The 15113-nt window shown below is 60.5% G+C and carries 18 protein-coding genes; 5 read left to right on the top strand and 13 right to left on the bottom strand.

Going from position 1 to position 15113, the window contains the following annotated elements; translation table 11 throughout:
* Positions 1–14: 14 nt before the first annotated feature.
* From K7H22_RS09260 to K7H22_RS09270, 3 genes are all read right to left on the bottom strand, one after another.
* On the bottom strand, positions 15–185 hold the full coding sequence (locus tag K7H22_RS09260) for a YdcH family protein (protein WP_230800461.1): 171 nt from the start codon (positions 183–185) through the stop codon (positions 15–17).
* 129 nt (positions 186–314) lie between these two features.
* The gene (locus tag K7H22_RS09265; protein WP_230800462.1) at positions 315–1067 is read right to left on the bottom strand and encodes a tRNA1(Val) (adenine(37)-N6)-methyltransferase; all 753 of its coding nucleotides are present in this window, start codon (positions 1065–1067) and stop codon (positions 315–317) included.
* Positions 1060–1275, bottom strand: coding sequence for a DUF2007 domain-containing protein (locus tag K7H22_RS09270; protein WP_230800463.1), 216 nt, complete (start codon positions 1273–1275; stop codon positions 1060–1062). Before K7H22_RS09270 ends, K7H22_RS09265 begins: the two co-directional genes overlap by 8 nt.
* A 55-nt stretch (positions 1276–1330) precedes the next feature.
* On the opposite strand from K7H22_RS09270, the gene K7H22_RS09275 reads away from it, so the two are divergent.
* Positions 1331–2344, top strand: a complete 1014-nt coding sequence (locus K7H22_RS09275; protein ID WP_230800464.1) for a polyprenyl synthetase family protein — start codon at positions 1331–1333, stop codon at positions 2342–2344.
* Positions 2345–2414: 70 nt separating this feature from the next.
* On the opposite strand, the gene K7H22_RS09280 is transcribed toward K7H22_RS09275, so the two are convergent.
* The 3 genes from K7H22_RS09280 to K7H22_RS09290 all read right to left on the bottom strand — a co-directional run bounded on the left by K7H22_RS09280 (position 2415) and on the right by K7H22_RS09290 (position 6808).
* Complete coding sequence (locus tag K7H22_RS09280) at positions 2415–3266, bottom strand: 4-(cytidine 5'-diphospho)-2-C-methyl-D-erythritol kinase (protein WP_230800465.1); 852 nt, start codon at positions 3264–3266, stop codon at positions 2415–2417.
* Positions 3256–4971 (bottom strand): tetratricopeptide repeat protein, encoded by a 1716-nt coding sequence (locus tag K7H22_RS09285; protein WP_230800466.1) that lies wholly within the window; start codon positions 4969–4971, stop codon positions 3256–3258. Before K7H22_RS09285 ends, K7H22_RS09280 begins: the two co-directional genes overlap by 11 nt.
* A gap of 187 nt (positions 4972–5158) precedes the next feature.
* A complete protein-coding gene (locus tag K7H22_RS09290; RefSeq protein ID WP_230800467.1) occupies positions 5159–6808 on the bottom strand; it encodes an electron transfer flavoprotein-ubiquinone oxidoreductase in 1650 nt (549 codons plus the stop codon).
* Between the two features lie 251 nt (positions 6809–7059).
* Here K7H22_RS09290 and greA point away from each other — a divergent pair, with 251 nt between their 5' ends.
* Together greA and K7H22_RS09300 are read left to right on the top strand one after the other, a co-directional pair.
* Positions 7060–7530, top strand: a complete 471-nt coding sequence (gene greA, locus K7H22_RS09295; RefSeq protein ID WP_230800468.1) for a transcription elongation factor GreA — start codon at positions 7060–7062, stop codon at positions 7528–7530.
* Positions 7531–7557: 27 nt separating this feature from the next.
* A complete protein-coding gene (locus tag K7H22_RS09300) occupies positions 7558–8577 on the top strand; it encodes a hypothetical protein (protein ID WP_230800469.1) in 1020 nt (339 codons plus the stop codon).
* Here K7H22_RS09300 and mobB read toward each other — a convergent pair.
* Positions 8574–9080, bottom strand: a complete 507-nt coding sequence (gene mobB, locus K7H22_RS09305; protein ID WP_230800470.1) for a molybdopterin-guanine dinucleotide biosynthesis protein B — start codon at positions 9078–9080, stop codon at positions 8574–8576. The genes K7H22_RS09300 and mobB overlap by 4 nt on opposite strands.
* The gene (mobA, locus tag K7H22_RS09310) at positions 9077–9688 is read right to left on the bottom strand and encodes a molybdenum cofactor guanylyltransferase MobA (RefSeq protein WP_269063065.1); all 612 of its coding nucleotides are present in this window, start codon (positions 9686–9688) and stop codon (positions 9077–9079) included. Before mobA ends, mobB begins: the two co-directional genes overlap by 4 nt.
* A gap of 58 nt (positions 9689–9746) precedes the next feature.
* Between mobA and K7H22_RS09315 the strand changes: the two genes are divergently transcribed.
* Both K7H22_RS09315 and K7H22_RS09320 read left to right on the top strand, forming a co-directional pair.
* Complete coding sequence (locus tag K7H22_RS09315; protein WP_230800471.1) at positions 9747–10460, top strand: AzlC family ABC transporter permease; 714 nt, start codon at positions 9747–9749, stop codon at positions 10458–10460.
* Positions 10457–10795 carry an AzlD domain-containing protein gene (locus K7H22_RS09320; RefSeq protein WP_230800472.1) on the top strand — a complete coding sequence of 113 codons (339 nt, stop codon included), beginning with the start codon at positions 10457–10459 and terminating at the stop codon, positions 10793–10795. Before K7H22_RS09315 ends, K7H22_RS09320 begins: the two co-directional genes overlap by 4 nt.
* A 24-nt stretch (positions 10796–10819) precedes the next feature.
* Here K7H22_RS09320 and K7H22_RS09325 read toward each other — a convergent pair whose 3' ends face one another.
* The 5 genes from K7H22_RS09325 to K7H22_RS09345 form a co-directional block, all read right to left on the bottom strand.
* Complete coding sequence (locus tag K7H22_RS09325; protein ID WP_230800473.1) at positions 10820–11473, bottom strand: hypothetical protein; 654 nt, start codon at positions 11471–11473, stop codon at positions 10820–10822.
* Between the two features lie 39 nt (positions 11474–11512).
* Positions 11513–11647 (bottom strand): aa3-type cytochrome c oxidase subunit IV, encoded by a 135-nt coding sequence (locus K7H22_RS09330; RefSeq protein ID WP_230800474.1) that lies wholly within the window; start codon positions 11645–11647, stop codon positions 11513–11515.
* A gap of 119 nt (positions 11648–11766) precedes the next feature.
* On the bottom strand, positions 11767–12222 hold the full coding sequence (locus K7H22_RS09335; protein ID WP_230800475.1) for a DUF6173 family protein: 456 nt from the start codon (positions 12220–12222) through the stop codon (positions 11767–11769).
* Between the two features lie 27 nt (positions 12223–12249).
* A complete protein-coding gene (locus tag K7H22_RS09340) occupies positions 12250–13293 on the bottom strand; it encodes an MBL fold metallo-hydrolase (RefSeq protein WP_230800476.1) in 1044 nt (347 codons plus the stop codon).
* Entirely contained in the window at positions 13293–15011 is a 1719-nt protein-coding gene (locus K7H22_RS09345) for an acyl-CoA dehydrogenase (protein ID WP_230800477.1), read from the bottom strand. Before K7H22_RS09345 ends, K7H22_RS09340 begins: the two co-directional genes overlap by 1 nt.
* Positions 15012–15113: the final 102 nt, after the last annotated feature.

The raw sequence follows: 15113 nt of genomic DNA on the forward strand, positions 1-15113 counted from the left end.
GAATTATTTGGGCTTCAGGCGTTAGCGCTCAGTTTTTCGATCGCTTCTTTCAGGCGCAATTTTTGCTTTTTCAGTTCCGCGATCTCGGTGTCTCTGACACCCGGAGCGCGCTGCGCCTCTTCAACCTTGTCCGAGAGTGTCCGGTGTTTTTTCTTCAGTTCCTCGACATGCGAACTCAAGCTCATGGGCATTCTCCTCTCTGATGTAAACGTTACGTGACAAGTGCACCACAGAATCGGCTTTGTGTCACGCTGCGTCCGCAGCATATGGCAAATATTCTCTTAAGGCCGGCCTGCAGCGTAGGGTTGTTTCGCTTAAAACAGTAGCGGAGCACCATCACGCAGCACTTCGCGCATCAGCGCGGTATAGTCGTCGCGATCACCATCATGGACCAGCCCGTCATGCATCATCAGCGAATCAGCCAGACGAAACGCCGCGCGTCCCCCCTTGCGCCCTCGGACCAGCACCAGTTGGGCCTCGCGCCCGCGACGCGGGATCAGGGGTAAAACCTCCAGCGAACCAAGCCCCGCCACCATCAGGCTGATCACCTCGGGCAGGCGATCCGCGCGCTGGATGAAGGTGACATATCCCCCCGCGATCACGCGGCGCACAGCAACGGCCACCCACTCCGTCAGCGCCGTGCCCTCGCCAAGTGCGATCTCGCGCCCTGCATTGCTGGCAGCCGTGCTTTTGTCGCGGCGGTAATACGGGGGGTTTGCGATGACATGGTCGAACTGGCGCTGCCTCAACGTGGCGGGAAGCCGTGTCAGATCGGCGGTCACCACATCAACCGACACGCCCGCCGCGGCACAGTTGCGCCGCGCCAGATCAGCATAATCGGGTTGCAGTTCTACCGCTGTCAGGACGAGGTCGGGCACCCGCTTGCCAAGGCAGAGCGTTGCAACACCTACGCCGCAGCCAAGTTCCAGCACCGACTGGCCGGATTTGGCCGGCACCGACGCGGCAAGGATCACCGGATCAACGCCGGCGCGATATCCCTTGCGGGGTTGCCAGATCTGCAACCGTCCCCCCAGAAAGGCATCGCGGCTTAAATCGGCATCATCCATCCGGACTCATGCCATTATCGGTTATCACCCGCAAAGCGGCATCGTAATCCTCGTCACGCACCATCAGGCGGCGCGGCAATATGCCGATGCTGCCCTCGAGGACGCTCATGTTTACGTCAATTTCAAAGCAGTCTATACCCTCGCCCTGAAGCAAGGATGTCGCGATCGCCATCGAGACCGGATTATTGGTGCGCATCAGTTGTTTCATATTGGGCAGATAAGGGCATGGCGCGCGACTTGTCGAGCCGTGCAGCAGGGAAAACATGAGCCTCGATCGCGCAGACATCAAAGCAGCCACCAAACCGCATGAGCAATTGGCCCTTCATCTGGCCGACGGAATGGGAGCGGTGAATGACCTGATTGCCCAGCGCATGGCCTCGGAACATGCACCGCGCATCCCGCAGGTGACAGCGCATCTTGTGGATGCGGGCGGCAAACGGTTGCGCCCGATGCTGACCCTCGCCGCGGCCGAGCTTTGCGGCTATTCCGGCCCCTATCACGTGCATCTGGCCGCGACAGTTGAATTTATCCACACAGCGACGCTGCTGCATGATGATGTGGTGGACGAAAGCGCGCAGCGGCGCGGACGCCCTACGGCGAATCTGCTTTGGGATAACAAATCATCAGTTTTGGTCGGCGACTACCTGTTCGCACGCGCCTTCCAGTTGATGGTGGAACCGGGCAATCTGCGTGTGCTGGAAATCCTGTCCAACGCTGCCGCCACCATCGCCGAGGGCGAGGTTCTGCAACTGACAGCGGCGCAGGATCTCAGGACCGACGAATCGATCTATCTCAAGGTGGTGCGGGGCAAGACAGCCGCACTTTTCTCGGCCGCGACCGAGGCTGGCGGTGTTCTGGCGGGTGCCACACCTGCGCAGGTGCAGGCGCTTTATGATTACGGCGACGCGCTGGGGATCGCCTTCCAGATCGTGGATGACCTGCTGGACTTCGAGGGTGACAGCAAGCAGACCGGCAAGAATATCGGTGACGATTTCCGTGAGCGCAAGTTGACCCTGCCAGTGATCAAGGCCGTGGCACTGGCCGATAGGGAAGAGCGCGCCTTCTGGTCGCGCACTATCGAAAAAGGCGACCAGCGCGAGGGTGATCTCGAACATGCCCTTGCCCTGATGCAACAGCATGGGACGCTTGCCGCAACACGGGACGAGGCTCTCGCATGGGCTGATCGCGCCAAATCCGCCATGCAAGCCTTGCCTGATCATCCCCTGCGCCAGATGCTGACAGAGCTTGCAGATTACGTGGTCGCCCGCCTGCGGTAACCTGCCGCTGCTTCTTATGGCCAAAATATCCGGACACGACCCGCTTTTATCGGGGAAGGAAGTCACTGCACTAGCGCAGGCGCACCGCCTTGACCCACCATCCTGTTCCGGCAAGGGATTGCGCGGCATGCGCGGCACTATCCGCATCGGCAAACAGCCCGAAACAGGTCGCACCAGACCCTGACATCCGCGCCAGCAGGCAGCCTTGTGTCGCCGCGATGGAGGCAATGACCTGTCCCACAACGGGTACCGCGACTATGGCTGCAGCTTGCATATCGTTGCGCTGCGCCGCCAGCCAGACCGCCAGTTCGACCGCATCCGCCCAAGGCGGCAGGACGGCAGGCATCGGCGTATTGTCCCGTCGGGCAAGGGTGCGAAAGATCACAGCGGTCGACACGGAAACACGGGGATTGACCAGCACGGCATGCAGCGGCGGCAGGCCGTCGACGGGCGAGACCTGTTCACCGATCCCGCGCATCCGCGCCGCGCGCGCCACAAGGCAGACCGGCACATCGGCTCCCAGTGACAGGCCATTGTCCACCGGCAAGGTCTTGTCGGGTCTCAGAGCCAAAACGCCTCGCAGTACCGCAGCCGCGTCAGATGACCCTCCGCCAATACCGGCGGCCGCGGGAAGGTGCTTGTCCAGCCGGATATCCAGAGCGACACCCATCACCTGCGCAGCCCGCAGAACAAGATTGTCCGCCCCCGCAGGCACGCCCGCCGCCATCGGACCCGCCACAGACAGCGCGGGCGTCGCGGCAGGTGTCAGCGTCAGGCGGTCACCCAGATCGGCGAAAACGACCAGACTGTCCAGCAGGTGATACCCGTCGGCGCGTTGCCCCGTGACATGCAGGGTCAGGTTGATCTTGGCAGGGGCATGTTCAACATGGCAGGCCTTGGCAACGCCACCCTCAGTTGCCATTCGCAACCTGTGCCAAGGGTTTTGCGCCTTCGTCCTCTAGCACGACGTCCAGACCGACCTCGAGCTTGCGGCGGATGCGCTTTTCGTCTTTTTCCTCGGGCTCGAAAGACAGCGCGCGTGTCCATTGGAACCGCGCCTCACGAACGCGCCCGACAGCCCAGAGGACATCGCCAAGATGATCGTTCACGATGGGATCAACCGGCATCAACTCGGCTGCGCGCTCCATATGAACCACGGCCTCGTCATAACGGCCAAGCCGGTAAAGCACCCAACCAAGGCTGTCGACGATATAACCACTATCGGGTCTTGCAGCCACGGCGCGCTCGATCATATCCAGCGCCTCGTCCAGCTTGACGCCCTGTTCGACAAGCGAATAGCCCAGATAGTTCAGAACCTGCGGCTGATCAGGATTCAGTTCAAGTGCCTTGCGGAAATCCGCCTCGGCCTTGTCCCAGATATCCTGCTGCTCGTAAGCGATGGCACGGGCATAGTAAATGAACCACTGCGCTTGCTCTTCCGACGGATACAGCGACAGCCCGCGATCATAAGCTTTGGTGGCATCGGCAAACCGTTCCAACTGGCGCATCAGATCGCCCAATGTCACATGGACGACTGGCAGATCAGGATGGCTGCGGGTCAACTGGCCCAGCACCTCGACGGCGGCGTCCAGCTTGTCCAGTTTACGCAAAGCCTCGGCGCGGCCAAGTTCTGCTGCGTGAAATGAAGGGTCATTGGCTGGCACCTGCCGATAGGTCGTGACGGCCAGTTCGTACCGCTCCATCGATTCAAGCAGGGATGCACTCAGCAATATCGAGTCGATATGTTCGGGCCGCAGATAGCTTGCAACGCGCGAAAAAAGCAGCGTGTAGTCGTCGCCCGCCTCGCGGCGTAGGAAGGTCGCCACGGTAAAGAACACCTCGGCAATGCCATCGACAGGGCTGGAAATCATGTTAAACGGCAACACGGCATCCTCGACCAGTGCCGCGCGAATATCGGCCAGCGCCGGATCAAGGTCTGTGCCGAACATGTCGTCCAGTAGCGCCAGAGCTTCCGCGTCACGCTCAAGCTGACTGAGGATCTGCAAACGCACGATCAGTGCGCGGCGGGTCATCTGAAGGGGGCCGCCAGCATCCTGCGCGAACAGGGCTTCGGCCCCTTCGAAATCGCCGACCATCGCGAGGGCCAAGGCCTTGTGATAGCCTGCGAAAGGCCCAAGCCCATCCTCGGCGGCCAAGGCATCAAACTTGGTCAGGGCATTGGACACATCTCCCTTGCCCATCAGCGCCCAAGCGGCTGTCAGACCGTCGACAAGCGGGCCAGTGCCGCGCTCCTGATCAATACGCTCCAGCAACAGATCGAATTCTTCATTGCCCGCTTCGGCGGCCATCAGCACCATGCTGGCGGCCTGACTTTGCAAACCGTCCGCTTCCATTCTTTCGGCAATCGGCAGGGCGCGGTCCAACTCGCCCAGCGACAGGAAAGACAGCACCGCATTTTCCATCAGCATCGGGTTGGATGTGTCGCGGGTCAGGGCGCGGGTGAAGTTGTCGGCTGCCGCCTGGTAATCCCCCAACAGCACAGCTTGACGCGCCGCCAGATAGGCCCCTGTATTTGGGTCTGCCTTTGCCGTGCCCGCCGCACTGCCCAGAACCGCCACACAAAGTGCCGCCACCAAGGGCCGACCCGCCATAACCTTGCCCGTCAATCTATTGCCTCCCGACTGGTCCAAGCCCTGCTGTTCAGGGCCGCCTGCGCCACTCACAAGCGTTTTGATCCAACCTAGCGTTTCCACGGCCAAACGCAATGAGAGGCGGCAATCAGCCGCCCCTTTGATCAGGTTTTCGCCTGTAAACCGTACAATCCCCGTCAGGCTGCGCCGAAAGGCGTTGCACTTACATATTGGGATAGTTCGGACCATCACCCCCTTGCGGTGTCACCCAGTTGATATTCTGACTGGGGTCCTTGATGTCGCAGGTCTTGCAATGGACGCAGTTCTGGAAGTTGATCACGAACCGCGGTTCTTTGCCTTCTTCGGCGACCACCTCGTAAACACCGGCAGGGCAATAGCGCTGCGCTGGCTCCGCATATTTCGGCAGGTTGACCGCGATCGGGATTGAAGGATCGCGCAGTTGCAGGTGGCACGGCTGGCTTTCCTCGTGATTGGTCATCGAGAAGCTCACATTGGTCAGACGGTCGAAGGACAGTGTGCCATCCGGCTTGGGATAGTCGATCGCCTTATGCTTGTCTGCTTCTTCTGTCGCAGCCGAATCGGATTTGCCGTGCCCAAGCGTGCCAAGCAGCGAAAAGCCGAGCGTATTGGTCCACATGTCGAACCCGCCCAGCCCCAGACTGGCTAGCAAGCCGTATTTCGACCAGAGCGGCTTGACGTTGCGAACCCGCTTGAGGTCTTTGCCGATGGCACCGCGACGCACTTCGGTCTCGTAATCAGTCAACTCGTCGCTGGTCCGGCCTGCCTTGATCGCGTCGAATGCGGCCTCGGCCGCCGCCTTGCCCGATAGCATGGCGTTGTGGTTGCCCTTGATGCGCGGCACGTTGACCATGCCCACCGAACAGCCCAGCAGCGCCACGCCGGGGGCGACCATCTTGGGCATGGACTGATACCCCCCCTCAGTGATCGCGCGTGCGCCATAAGCCACGCGTTTACCGCCTTTCAGCAGGTCGGCCACCATCGGGTGATGTTTGAAGCGCTGGAATTCCATATAGGGGAACAGATGCGGGTTCTTGTAGTTCAGGTGCACCACGAACCCGACATAGACCTGATTGTTTTCGAGGTGATAGATGAACGATCCGCCGCCCGCATTGCTGCCCAGCGGCCAGCCCATCGTATGGGTCACTGTTCCTTCGCGATGCTTTGCGGGATCGACCTCCCAGATTTCCTTCATGCCGAGGCCGAATTTCTGCGGCTCCTTGCCCTTGGACAGGTCGTATTTGGCAATCACCTCCTTGGACAGCGATCCGCGCACGCCCTCGGAGAGGAACACATATTTGCCATGCAACTCCATCCCCGGCTCATAGCCGTCACCGATGCTGCCATCGGGATTGCGGCCGAATTCGCCGGCGACAACGCCTTTGACCTCGCCGTTGTCACCATAAACCATCGCGGAACAGGACATGCCGGGGAAAATCTCGACGCCCAGTTCTTCGGCCTGTTCAGCCATCCAGCGGCAGACATTGCCCATCGACACGATGTAATTGCCGTGGTTGTTCATCAGCGGCGGCATTGGCCAGTTGGGGATTCGCACCTCGCCCGCCTCGCCCAGCATATAGAAATTGTCATGCTTGACCGGCACGTTGAGTGGCGCACCCTTGGCTTTCCAGTCGGGGATCAGCGCATCCAGACCGACGGGGTCCAGAACCGCACCAGACAGGATATGCGCGCCCACTTCCGAGCCCTTTTCCAGAACGACGACGTTCAGATCGGCATCAAGCTGTTTCAGACGAATGGCCGCTGACAACCCTGCAGGCCCCGCGCCTACGATAACAACGTCATATTCCATGGTTTCGCGTTCGATATCCGACATGGCTGGCCCCTTCTTACAGTGCGCGCAACAAAATTGCGCTGATGGTTACCGCGCCGCAGCAATGCACGTCAATCACCACGCGACGTTAAATGTGCCAAAACCGCAACGGATTCCGGTTTGCCTTAGTTGCGTTGCGCTATGCCTTCGCCTCTTGCAAAGCCCGACTTGCATAGGGCAGGGTGTAGCGCACTAAATCATGATTTCAAACCAGCTTCCCCTTCCCGCAGTTCAAGAATACGGAAACCCGCTCGATGGAAAAGATACCGATGACCCGCGCAGGACATTCCGCGCTTGAGGCCGAGTTGAAACAGTTGAAATCCGTCGAACGCCCCGCGATCATCAAGGCAATCGCAGAGGCGCGCGAGCATGGCGACCTGTCCGAGAACGCCGAATACCACTCGGCCCGCGAGAAGCAGTCGTTCATCGAAGGCCGCATCAAGGAGCTTGAGGGAATCATCTCGTTGTCCGAGGTTATCGACCCCAAAGCCCTGTCCGGCGCGATCAAATTCGGCGCCACGGTGACACTGGTGGACGAGGATACCGACGAGGAAAAGACCTGGCAGATCGTGGGCGAACACGAAGCCAGCATCGAAAAAGGACTATTGAACATAAAATCGCCTATCGCCCGTGCCCTGATCGGCAAGGAAGAGGGTGATTCCGTAGAAGTTCGTACACCCGGCGGCGAGAAGTCTTACGAAATCGTCAAAATCGCCTATATCTGACGCCAGTTGCGCGGGAAAATCAGGCCTATGACCGGCAAACAAGACGGCAAATCCACTCCGCTTGGGATCTATGATCGCACGCGGGCCGGACAGATGACATCAATCGAAGTAATCGCAGTCGCCTTGTCGTTACTGTGGCTGGCTGGGTGCGGGCTGTTTTTTCTGTTCCTGCCATCTGGGGCCGAAACAGCGGATACAGGCGGGCCTCTGCGCTTTCTGATGACGATATTGGCGATGTTCATGCCGGTAGCGATGATCTGGGTCGCAGCAACGGCCGCCCGCGCCAGCCGCGTCATGCGCGAGGAAAGCCAGCGCCTGCAAGCCGCGATTGATGCGATCCGTCAGGCTTATGTGGCCCAGTCGCAAGGCCGCACGATGGGCAGCGAGCCTTCGGTCGCGCGCAAGCTGGATGAAATCGCGGCGGCAACCCGCAAGACAGAAACCGCCTTGGCGAAGTTCACCTCGACCCGGCCGCAGGCTTCGCCTTTGCGCCCGAAACCCGAGACACCCGCGTCCAGCGGGGCCGAGGATCAAGCCGCCCTGCCACTTGGCACACCGGCAGACGAGATCGGCCCGCCGCTGTCGCGCGAGGATTTCATCCGCGCCCTGAATTTCCCAGAAACCGCCGGTGACGAAGTGGGCTTTGCCGCCCTGCGCAAAGCATTGCGCGACCGGCAGGCGGCGCAATTGGTGCAGGCCAGTCAGGATGTGCTGACGCTTTTGTCGCAGGACGGTATCTATATGGATGACCTGCGCCCCGACATGGCCCGCCCCGAGATCTGGCGCAGCTTTGCCGGCGGGGAACGTGGCCGCTCGATCGCTGCACTTGGCGGCATTCGGGACCGGTCATCGCTGGCACTGACCGCAGGACGTATGAAGCAGGACCCGATCTTTCGCGATGCAGCGCACCATTTCCTGCGGCGTTTCGACAAGATGTTCACCGAGTTCGAGCGCGACGCGACAGATGCGGAAATCTCCGACCTGTCCAACACCCGTACGGCCCGCGCTTTCATGCTCTTGGGACGTGTCGCAGGGATTTTTGACTAAAGCCCCAGATCGGACAGGATGAACCGCGCCAGCGCTTCTGCATCATCCAGATCAAAGGCCGGTCCCTGCCAGCCCATTGCGGGCAATTCCGCATGCCTGTCGCTGGCCACAGCGCGCACGGTAGGATCATCCTGCGCAATCAGGGGCTGGCCCGTGGCCGCACGATGGGCCTCGATCTTGGGGTGGCTATCGCGTTTGTAGCCCTCGACCAGTACGATATCGACCGGCGACAGCCGCGCCAGAAGTGCGGCAAGCGCGGGCTCCTGATCGGGCGTATTCTCGTGCATCAGAACCCAACGATGCCGCGAGGCCAGCAAAACCTCGCCCGCGCCCGCCTGACGGTGGCGGAAACTGTCCTTGCCGGGCCGGTCTATATCAAAGGCATGATGCGCATGCTTGATACTTGAAACCGAGAATCCCTGCGCCCGCAAAGCGATGATCAGCCGCTCCATCAGCCCCGTCTTACCGGAATTTTTCCAGCCTATGACACCGTAGACCTTCATCCCTGCTCCTTGCTGGCCAGCTTCCGCTGCACCTGCTCCAGATCGTCCTTGGTATTGATGTTGAAGAACGGATCAAGTGTCCCTGTGTGCGAGAAATGCACTGTGACGGCACCATGCAACGCTGAGAATTCCACAACCCGCCTCAGGCCCTGCGCCAGTGCCTTGGCCAAAACGTCAATCAGGGCCGTATCCCAAAGGGCAAACACCGGATGCACGCGGTCTGTTGCAGCTATTGCAATTCTGTGCCTCTCGCGCCCCGCCAACAGATGCGCCACCAGATCGACAGGAAAGAATGGCGTGTCCCCCGCAACCGTCACCACCGCATTGCAATCCTGCCCCCGCGCCCAGCGCATCGCGGCCAGCACGCCCGCCAGTGGGCCTGCATCATCCAGACTATCCGGCAGCACAGGCAAACCGTAGCGGCCAAAGCGCGCCGGATCGCCATTGGCGTTCAGGGCAAGGCAATCCACCTGAGGGGTCAGACGTGTCGTAATCTCGTCCAGCAGCAGATGCCCGTTGCCCAAATCCAGCAGGCATTTGTCGCCACCTCCCATGCGTCTGGCCTGCCCCCCGGCAAGGATTACGCCTGCAACTCGTTTCGTCGGCAATTGAATCTCCCTGTGCCACCGCTTAGGGGTGTGGCACGCCCCGTTCTAAAGGCACATGATGACTGTCACCACCACCGAATCCGCCTATTGGAAGGGCGTCCGCGACGGCGCGCCTTTCATTTTGGTCGTTGCCCCCTTCGCGCTGCTGTTCGGTGTGGTCGCCACCGAGACAGGGTTGAACGTTTGGGAAACGCTAGCCTTTTCCGTCGTCGTCATCGCAGGGGCCGCACAATTTACCGCGCTGCAACTGATGCAGGAAAACGCGCCGACTGTGATCGTGCTGGCTTCGGCGCTGGCTGTTAACCTTAGAATGGCGATGTATTCCGCCTCGCTGACACCGCATCTTGGTGCGACACCGATCTGGCAACGCGCTTTGGCGGCTTATGTGATGGTGGACCAGTCCTATGCCTGCTCCATCCTAGCTTATGAACGCAATCAACAATGGACTCCCGCGCAGAAGATGGCGTTCTATTTTGGTGCCGTCACGCCGGTGATCCCTGTCTGGTATGCAATGACCGTCGTCGGCGCGCTGATCGGCAGTGCGATGCCTGCCGGTCTGGCGCTGGATTTTGCAGTGCCGATCACCTTTATCGCGATGATCGCACCGGCCTTGCGGACTGTCGCCCATATCGCAGCGGCGCTGGCCTCGGTTATTCTGGCGCTGCTGTTTGCATTCGTCCCCTTCAATCTGGGTCTGATCATCGCCGGTATCGGCGGCATGATGGTCGGCGCACAGGTCGAACTTTGGATGAGCCGGAGGATGCCAGCATGAACGATCCTGTCATCGCCAAAGGCACGCTCTGGACCGTGATCATCCTGTTGGGGCTGGGCAGTTTCGGTCTGCGCTTTGTCTTTTTGGGTCTGATCGGCAACCGCCCGATGCCGGACTGGGTCATGCGGCACTTGCGCTATACCGCCGTGGCCGTCTTGCCCGGTCTGGTGGCACCCTTGGTGGTCTGGCCGACAGCGACAGATGGCGTTCTGGATATCCCGCGACTGGCCGCAGCCCTGACCACGCTGGCCGTGGGCTATACGACGAAAAACGTGCTGGCCGCAATTTTTGGCGGCGCGGCGATGCTGTATCTGCTGCTATGGGCGCTCGGCTAGGTCATCAGCCTGCTGCCCTGAAAGCTATTCGTCGGCTTTGGCTTCCTGCGATGCCCTGACCCGATCGGCGTCGAATACATCGAGCGCTTTGAAACGGTCGGCATCGTCATATTCATAAAGGCGTTGAGTTGTTGCGCCGGGCAATTCGCCGAATTGTGCGGCCAGATTGTTCGGGAACCATGTCGACCGGATCGCCCCGTTCAGTCCCGGTGCATCGCGCAACAACTCCGCCGTGCTCAGCGCGCATTGTGCGCGGGGCACAGGCCCGCTGGCCACAACCCGCCGCAGGATGTATTCGGCTGTTTCGGGCGGCACTTCGACATGCTGGACGATCACATGAAATGTCTTGCGCGCATGAAAGCGCGTATAGGTGTCTTCCATGACCGGCGTGATGCCGAACACAGTGTCGTTGCGCGTGGCTATACGGGGATGACGGAACGATCCGGCAGGATCGAAGATCACCCGCTGGCTACCGTTCACCATCAAGGATGTATGCGCCCCTGACCCGTTGGAATTGTTCACCATAGTGAACAGCGTCAGGGCGGGCGGACCGTCATGGCGATAGACCTTCGCCGTGATCTCGGTATCAGACATCGACTGCGAAGGATCAGGAATAGACGCGCAGGCCGACAGGCCGGCCATGACCAGAATGGCCAGCAAAAGGCGTGGCAATGACATGGGCGACCTACTGGATTTTAGGTATGACAGCGCGGGGGATCAGCTGTTGACCAATGCCATGAACAGCAGGATGCCGATGCAGACGGCAACGCCCCAGACTGTGAAGCGGATGAAGCCTTCGAAGGTCTTTTCCTGAACCTCGGTATTCATTTCGCCGTGCTTGTGCTCTGCCATTGCAAACATCCTCTGCTATCTGTTCAGGTGCATGTCTTGCACCGGTCTGGTCTGCGGATATCGCAATTTTCCGCCCCTGTCATCCAGTCAAAACGGCGCAGAGTTACGAAAATCACAGCCTAGGCTGTGTCGGGCCGCCGTGCCAGCCGGAATCCGATACGCTTGGGGGCTTCCTGGGTTCCGGACTTGGGCATGGCGCGCAGAATCACGCTGAGTTGGCTGACATGCTGGATCAGTTGTGTTGGCACACCGTCCTCATCCATGCCGTGGAATGTCAGGATGTCGGGATCGAAAAAGCCCATCCCCTCGATCTGCAGAACCCCTGCATCGCTGCCGGCAAAGCCCATCGCAACCTCGTGCTGGTTGTCCAGTTGCGCTTCGAATTCCTGAATATAGATCACCAGCCGGTCATAGGCCCATTCCGCGGGGCTTTTATCCTCGATGTCGATATCGTCCAGAGGAACAAGAGCTTGCGCTGTCACGTCCGGCCCGTCTTCGGTCTGCACATCGCAGCGGCGCGGCAGCACGGGATCACGTTCATGCGCCTCGGCAACGGTGCTGATCTTGGTCTCCATCCTGCGATCCTTCCGGTTGCAGGCCGTCTAGCGCACCGCCTGCCAGAGCCAGGCGCCATCGTCGCGCGCCACCCGCGTCACCTGTCCGACTCTATGCAGATGGTTCAAATGTGCAACTGTTTCGACCAGCGCCAGACCATAGGCGTCCGCGTCGATCTTGCGTTTGAACAGCGGACCGAAACACTCGCCCGCTGTATGCGGAGTTTCAAGATGGGCCAGCAACCGGCGCAAACCACCATGATGGTTGTCGATCAACTGGCGCATGCGGAAGGGCAGCCCCGTAAACGGCAGTTTGTGCCCGCCCAGAACCAATTGATCCTCGCGCGCCAGCGACGACAAACGCTCACAAGCCTCCAGCCAGTCGGCCAGCGGATCAGCATCGGGTTCGGTGGCATAGACGCCGATATTGGGGCTGATCGACGGCAGGATCTGATCCCCCGAGATGACCAGATTGCAATCCCTGCTCCACATCGTCAGATGTTCGGGCGCATGGCCTGCACCAATATGGATATCCCAGTCACGCCCCGCCGCGTGGATCACATCGCCCTGCTGCAACCGGCGATACCCGACCGGCAGCGGATAGGCGATATCGGCAAAGTTGAACGGGCGCTCGTTGCAGCGTTTGGCATAAATGTCAGAGTCCATTCCCGCCTGCCGCCAGAAGGTCTTGGTCTGTTCGCTCGGCCGCTCCTCGCAGTCCAGAATAAGCATTCGCGCCATCAGCCAAGCAGTCCGCGTCGTCCAGAGCATGGCGCCCTGATCCTGCATAAACCAACCAGCCATCCCGACGTGATCGGGATGGTGATGCGTCAGGATCACGCGGCCCACAGGTTTGCCGCCCAGCACGTCCCGCAGGATATCCTGCCAGAGCGCGACCGAGGATCTGGAATACACACCGGTATCGACAATGCTCCAGTGATCACCTTCGTCCAGCGCGTAGATATTGACGTGATCCAGCGCCATCGGCAGCGGCAACCTGATCCAGAGCACACCCTCGGCCACCGCGATGGCCTGTCCCGGCTCAGGCGGAATTTCACACGGATAGCGGATGCCTGCGACGGTCCCGTCCATTAGGCGCAAAGCTCGGTTGCAGACATCGCATAGAGATCGTCCGCCCCCGCCATTGCCTGCACCAGCAAGGCGGAGTGATCGGGCAACAGACGGTTGATATAGAAACGCGCCAGTTTGACGCGTGGCCCCTCGTTCCCCTCGGCCAGCGCTGCCTTCAAATGGTAGTGCCCGCCCAGGACGCGGGCGAAGGCGCGCAGGAACGGCACCGATCCGGCAAAGCGCGCGGTCATATCCGACTGCGCCACCAACCACTCGACCGCCTCGCGCAGCGATTCGCTGGCTTGCCAGACTTTCTCGGCCATCGCGGGAAGTGCGCTGCGGGCAGTTTCGGCATGGGCCTCGATCTCGTCCAGCAAACGGAACGCCCCCTCACCCCCGTCCATCATCTTGCGGCCCACCAGATCCATCGCCTGAATCCCGTTGGTGCCCTCATAGATCGCGGTCACGCGGACATCACGGCTGAACTGTGCGGCACCCGTTTCCTCGATCACGCCCATACCGCCATGCACCTGCACACCGATATCGGCAACCTTGATGCCCGTATCGGTGCCAAAAGCCTTGGCAATCGGCGTCAGAAGGGCCGCGCGGGCTTTGCACTCGGCCTCGCCAGTGGCGGTCCCAAGGTCGATCGCCACAGCGCAGGCAAGAGCGATGGACCGCGCCGCAAAGGTTTCGGCCTTCATGGTCAGCAGCATCCGGCGCACATCGGCATGGTCCATGATCGTGCCCGCACCATCGCCGACCGGCGTGCGCCCCTGCTTGCGATCCGCCGCATAGGCCAGCGCATGTTGTGTTGCAGCCTCGGCTACGCCGATCCCTTGCGAGCCGACTCCCAGTCGCGCGTTGTTCATCATCGTGAACATCGCCGCCATGCCATCATGTTCGTGCCCGATCAGCCAGCCCTGCGCGCCTTCGTATTGCATCACGCAGGTGGGGCTGCCATGCAGACCCAACTTATGCTCCAGCCCGACAACCTTGAGTGTATTGGCCACACCGGGATTGCCATCCGCGTCCGGTATCAGCTTGGGCACCAGAAACAGGCTGATCCCTTTCGTGCCGGGCTTGCCATCTGGCAGGCGCGCCAGCACCAGATGGCAGACATTCGCACTGAAATCATTATCGCCCCAACTGATATAGATTTTCTGTCCGGTGATCGCATAGCTGCCATCGCCATTAGGCACCGCCTTGGTGCTTAGCGCGCCGACATCGCTACCCGCCTGCGGTTCGGTCAGATTCATCGTACCGCACCATTCGCCGGTGACCAGTTTCGGCAGATAGATATCCTTGATTGCATCGCTGGCGTGATGCTCCAGCGCCTCGATCTGGCCCTGTGTCATCAGCGGGTTCAGTTGCAACGACAGGCAAGCCCCACTCATCATCTCGTTCACTGCCGTGGTCACGGCCATTGGCAGGCCCATACCGCCAAAGTCCGGGCTTGCGCCGATCGAGACCCAGCCCCCCTCGGCAATCGCCTGATAGGCTTCGGCAAAACCCGGTGTTGTGCGGACCTTGCCATTTTCGAGCCGCGCGGGATGCTGGTCGCCAACGCGCTGCAGCGGGGCCAGCTTGTCCTCGCACAGCTTGCCCGCTTCGGTCAGGATCGCGTCGATCACATCCGGCGTGGCATCGGCAAAACGGTCTGTGGCGGTCGCGCAATGTAGATCGGCAACATGGTGGAAAATGAAACGGAAATCATCGATGGGTGCGCGATAGGTCATCTGTCTTCTCCTTCAGCCCATTCTGCCTGCTGTTGCGGTCCGGCGGCCAGAGACTTGGCAAAGTCGCATGGCAATTGTATGCAGCCGCTTTACCCAAGGTGA

Source organism: Seohaeicola saemankumensis (genome assembly GCF_021021435.1).
Classification (GTDB): domain Bacteria; phylum Pseudomonadota; class Alphaproteobacteria; order Rhodobacterales; family Rhodobacteraceae; genus Seohaeicola.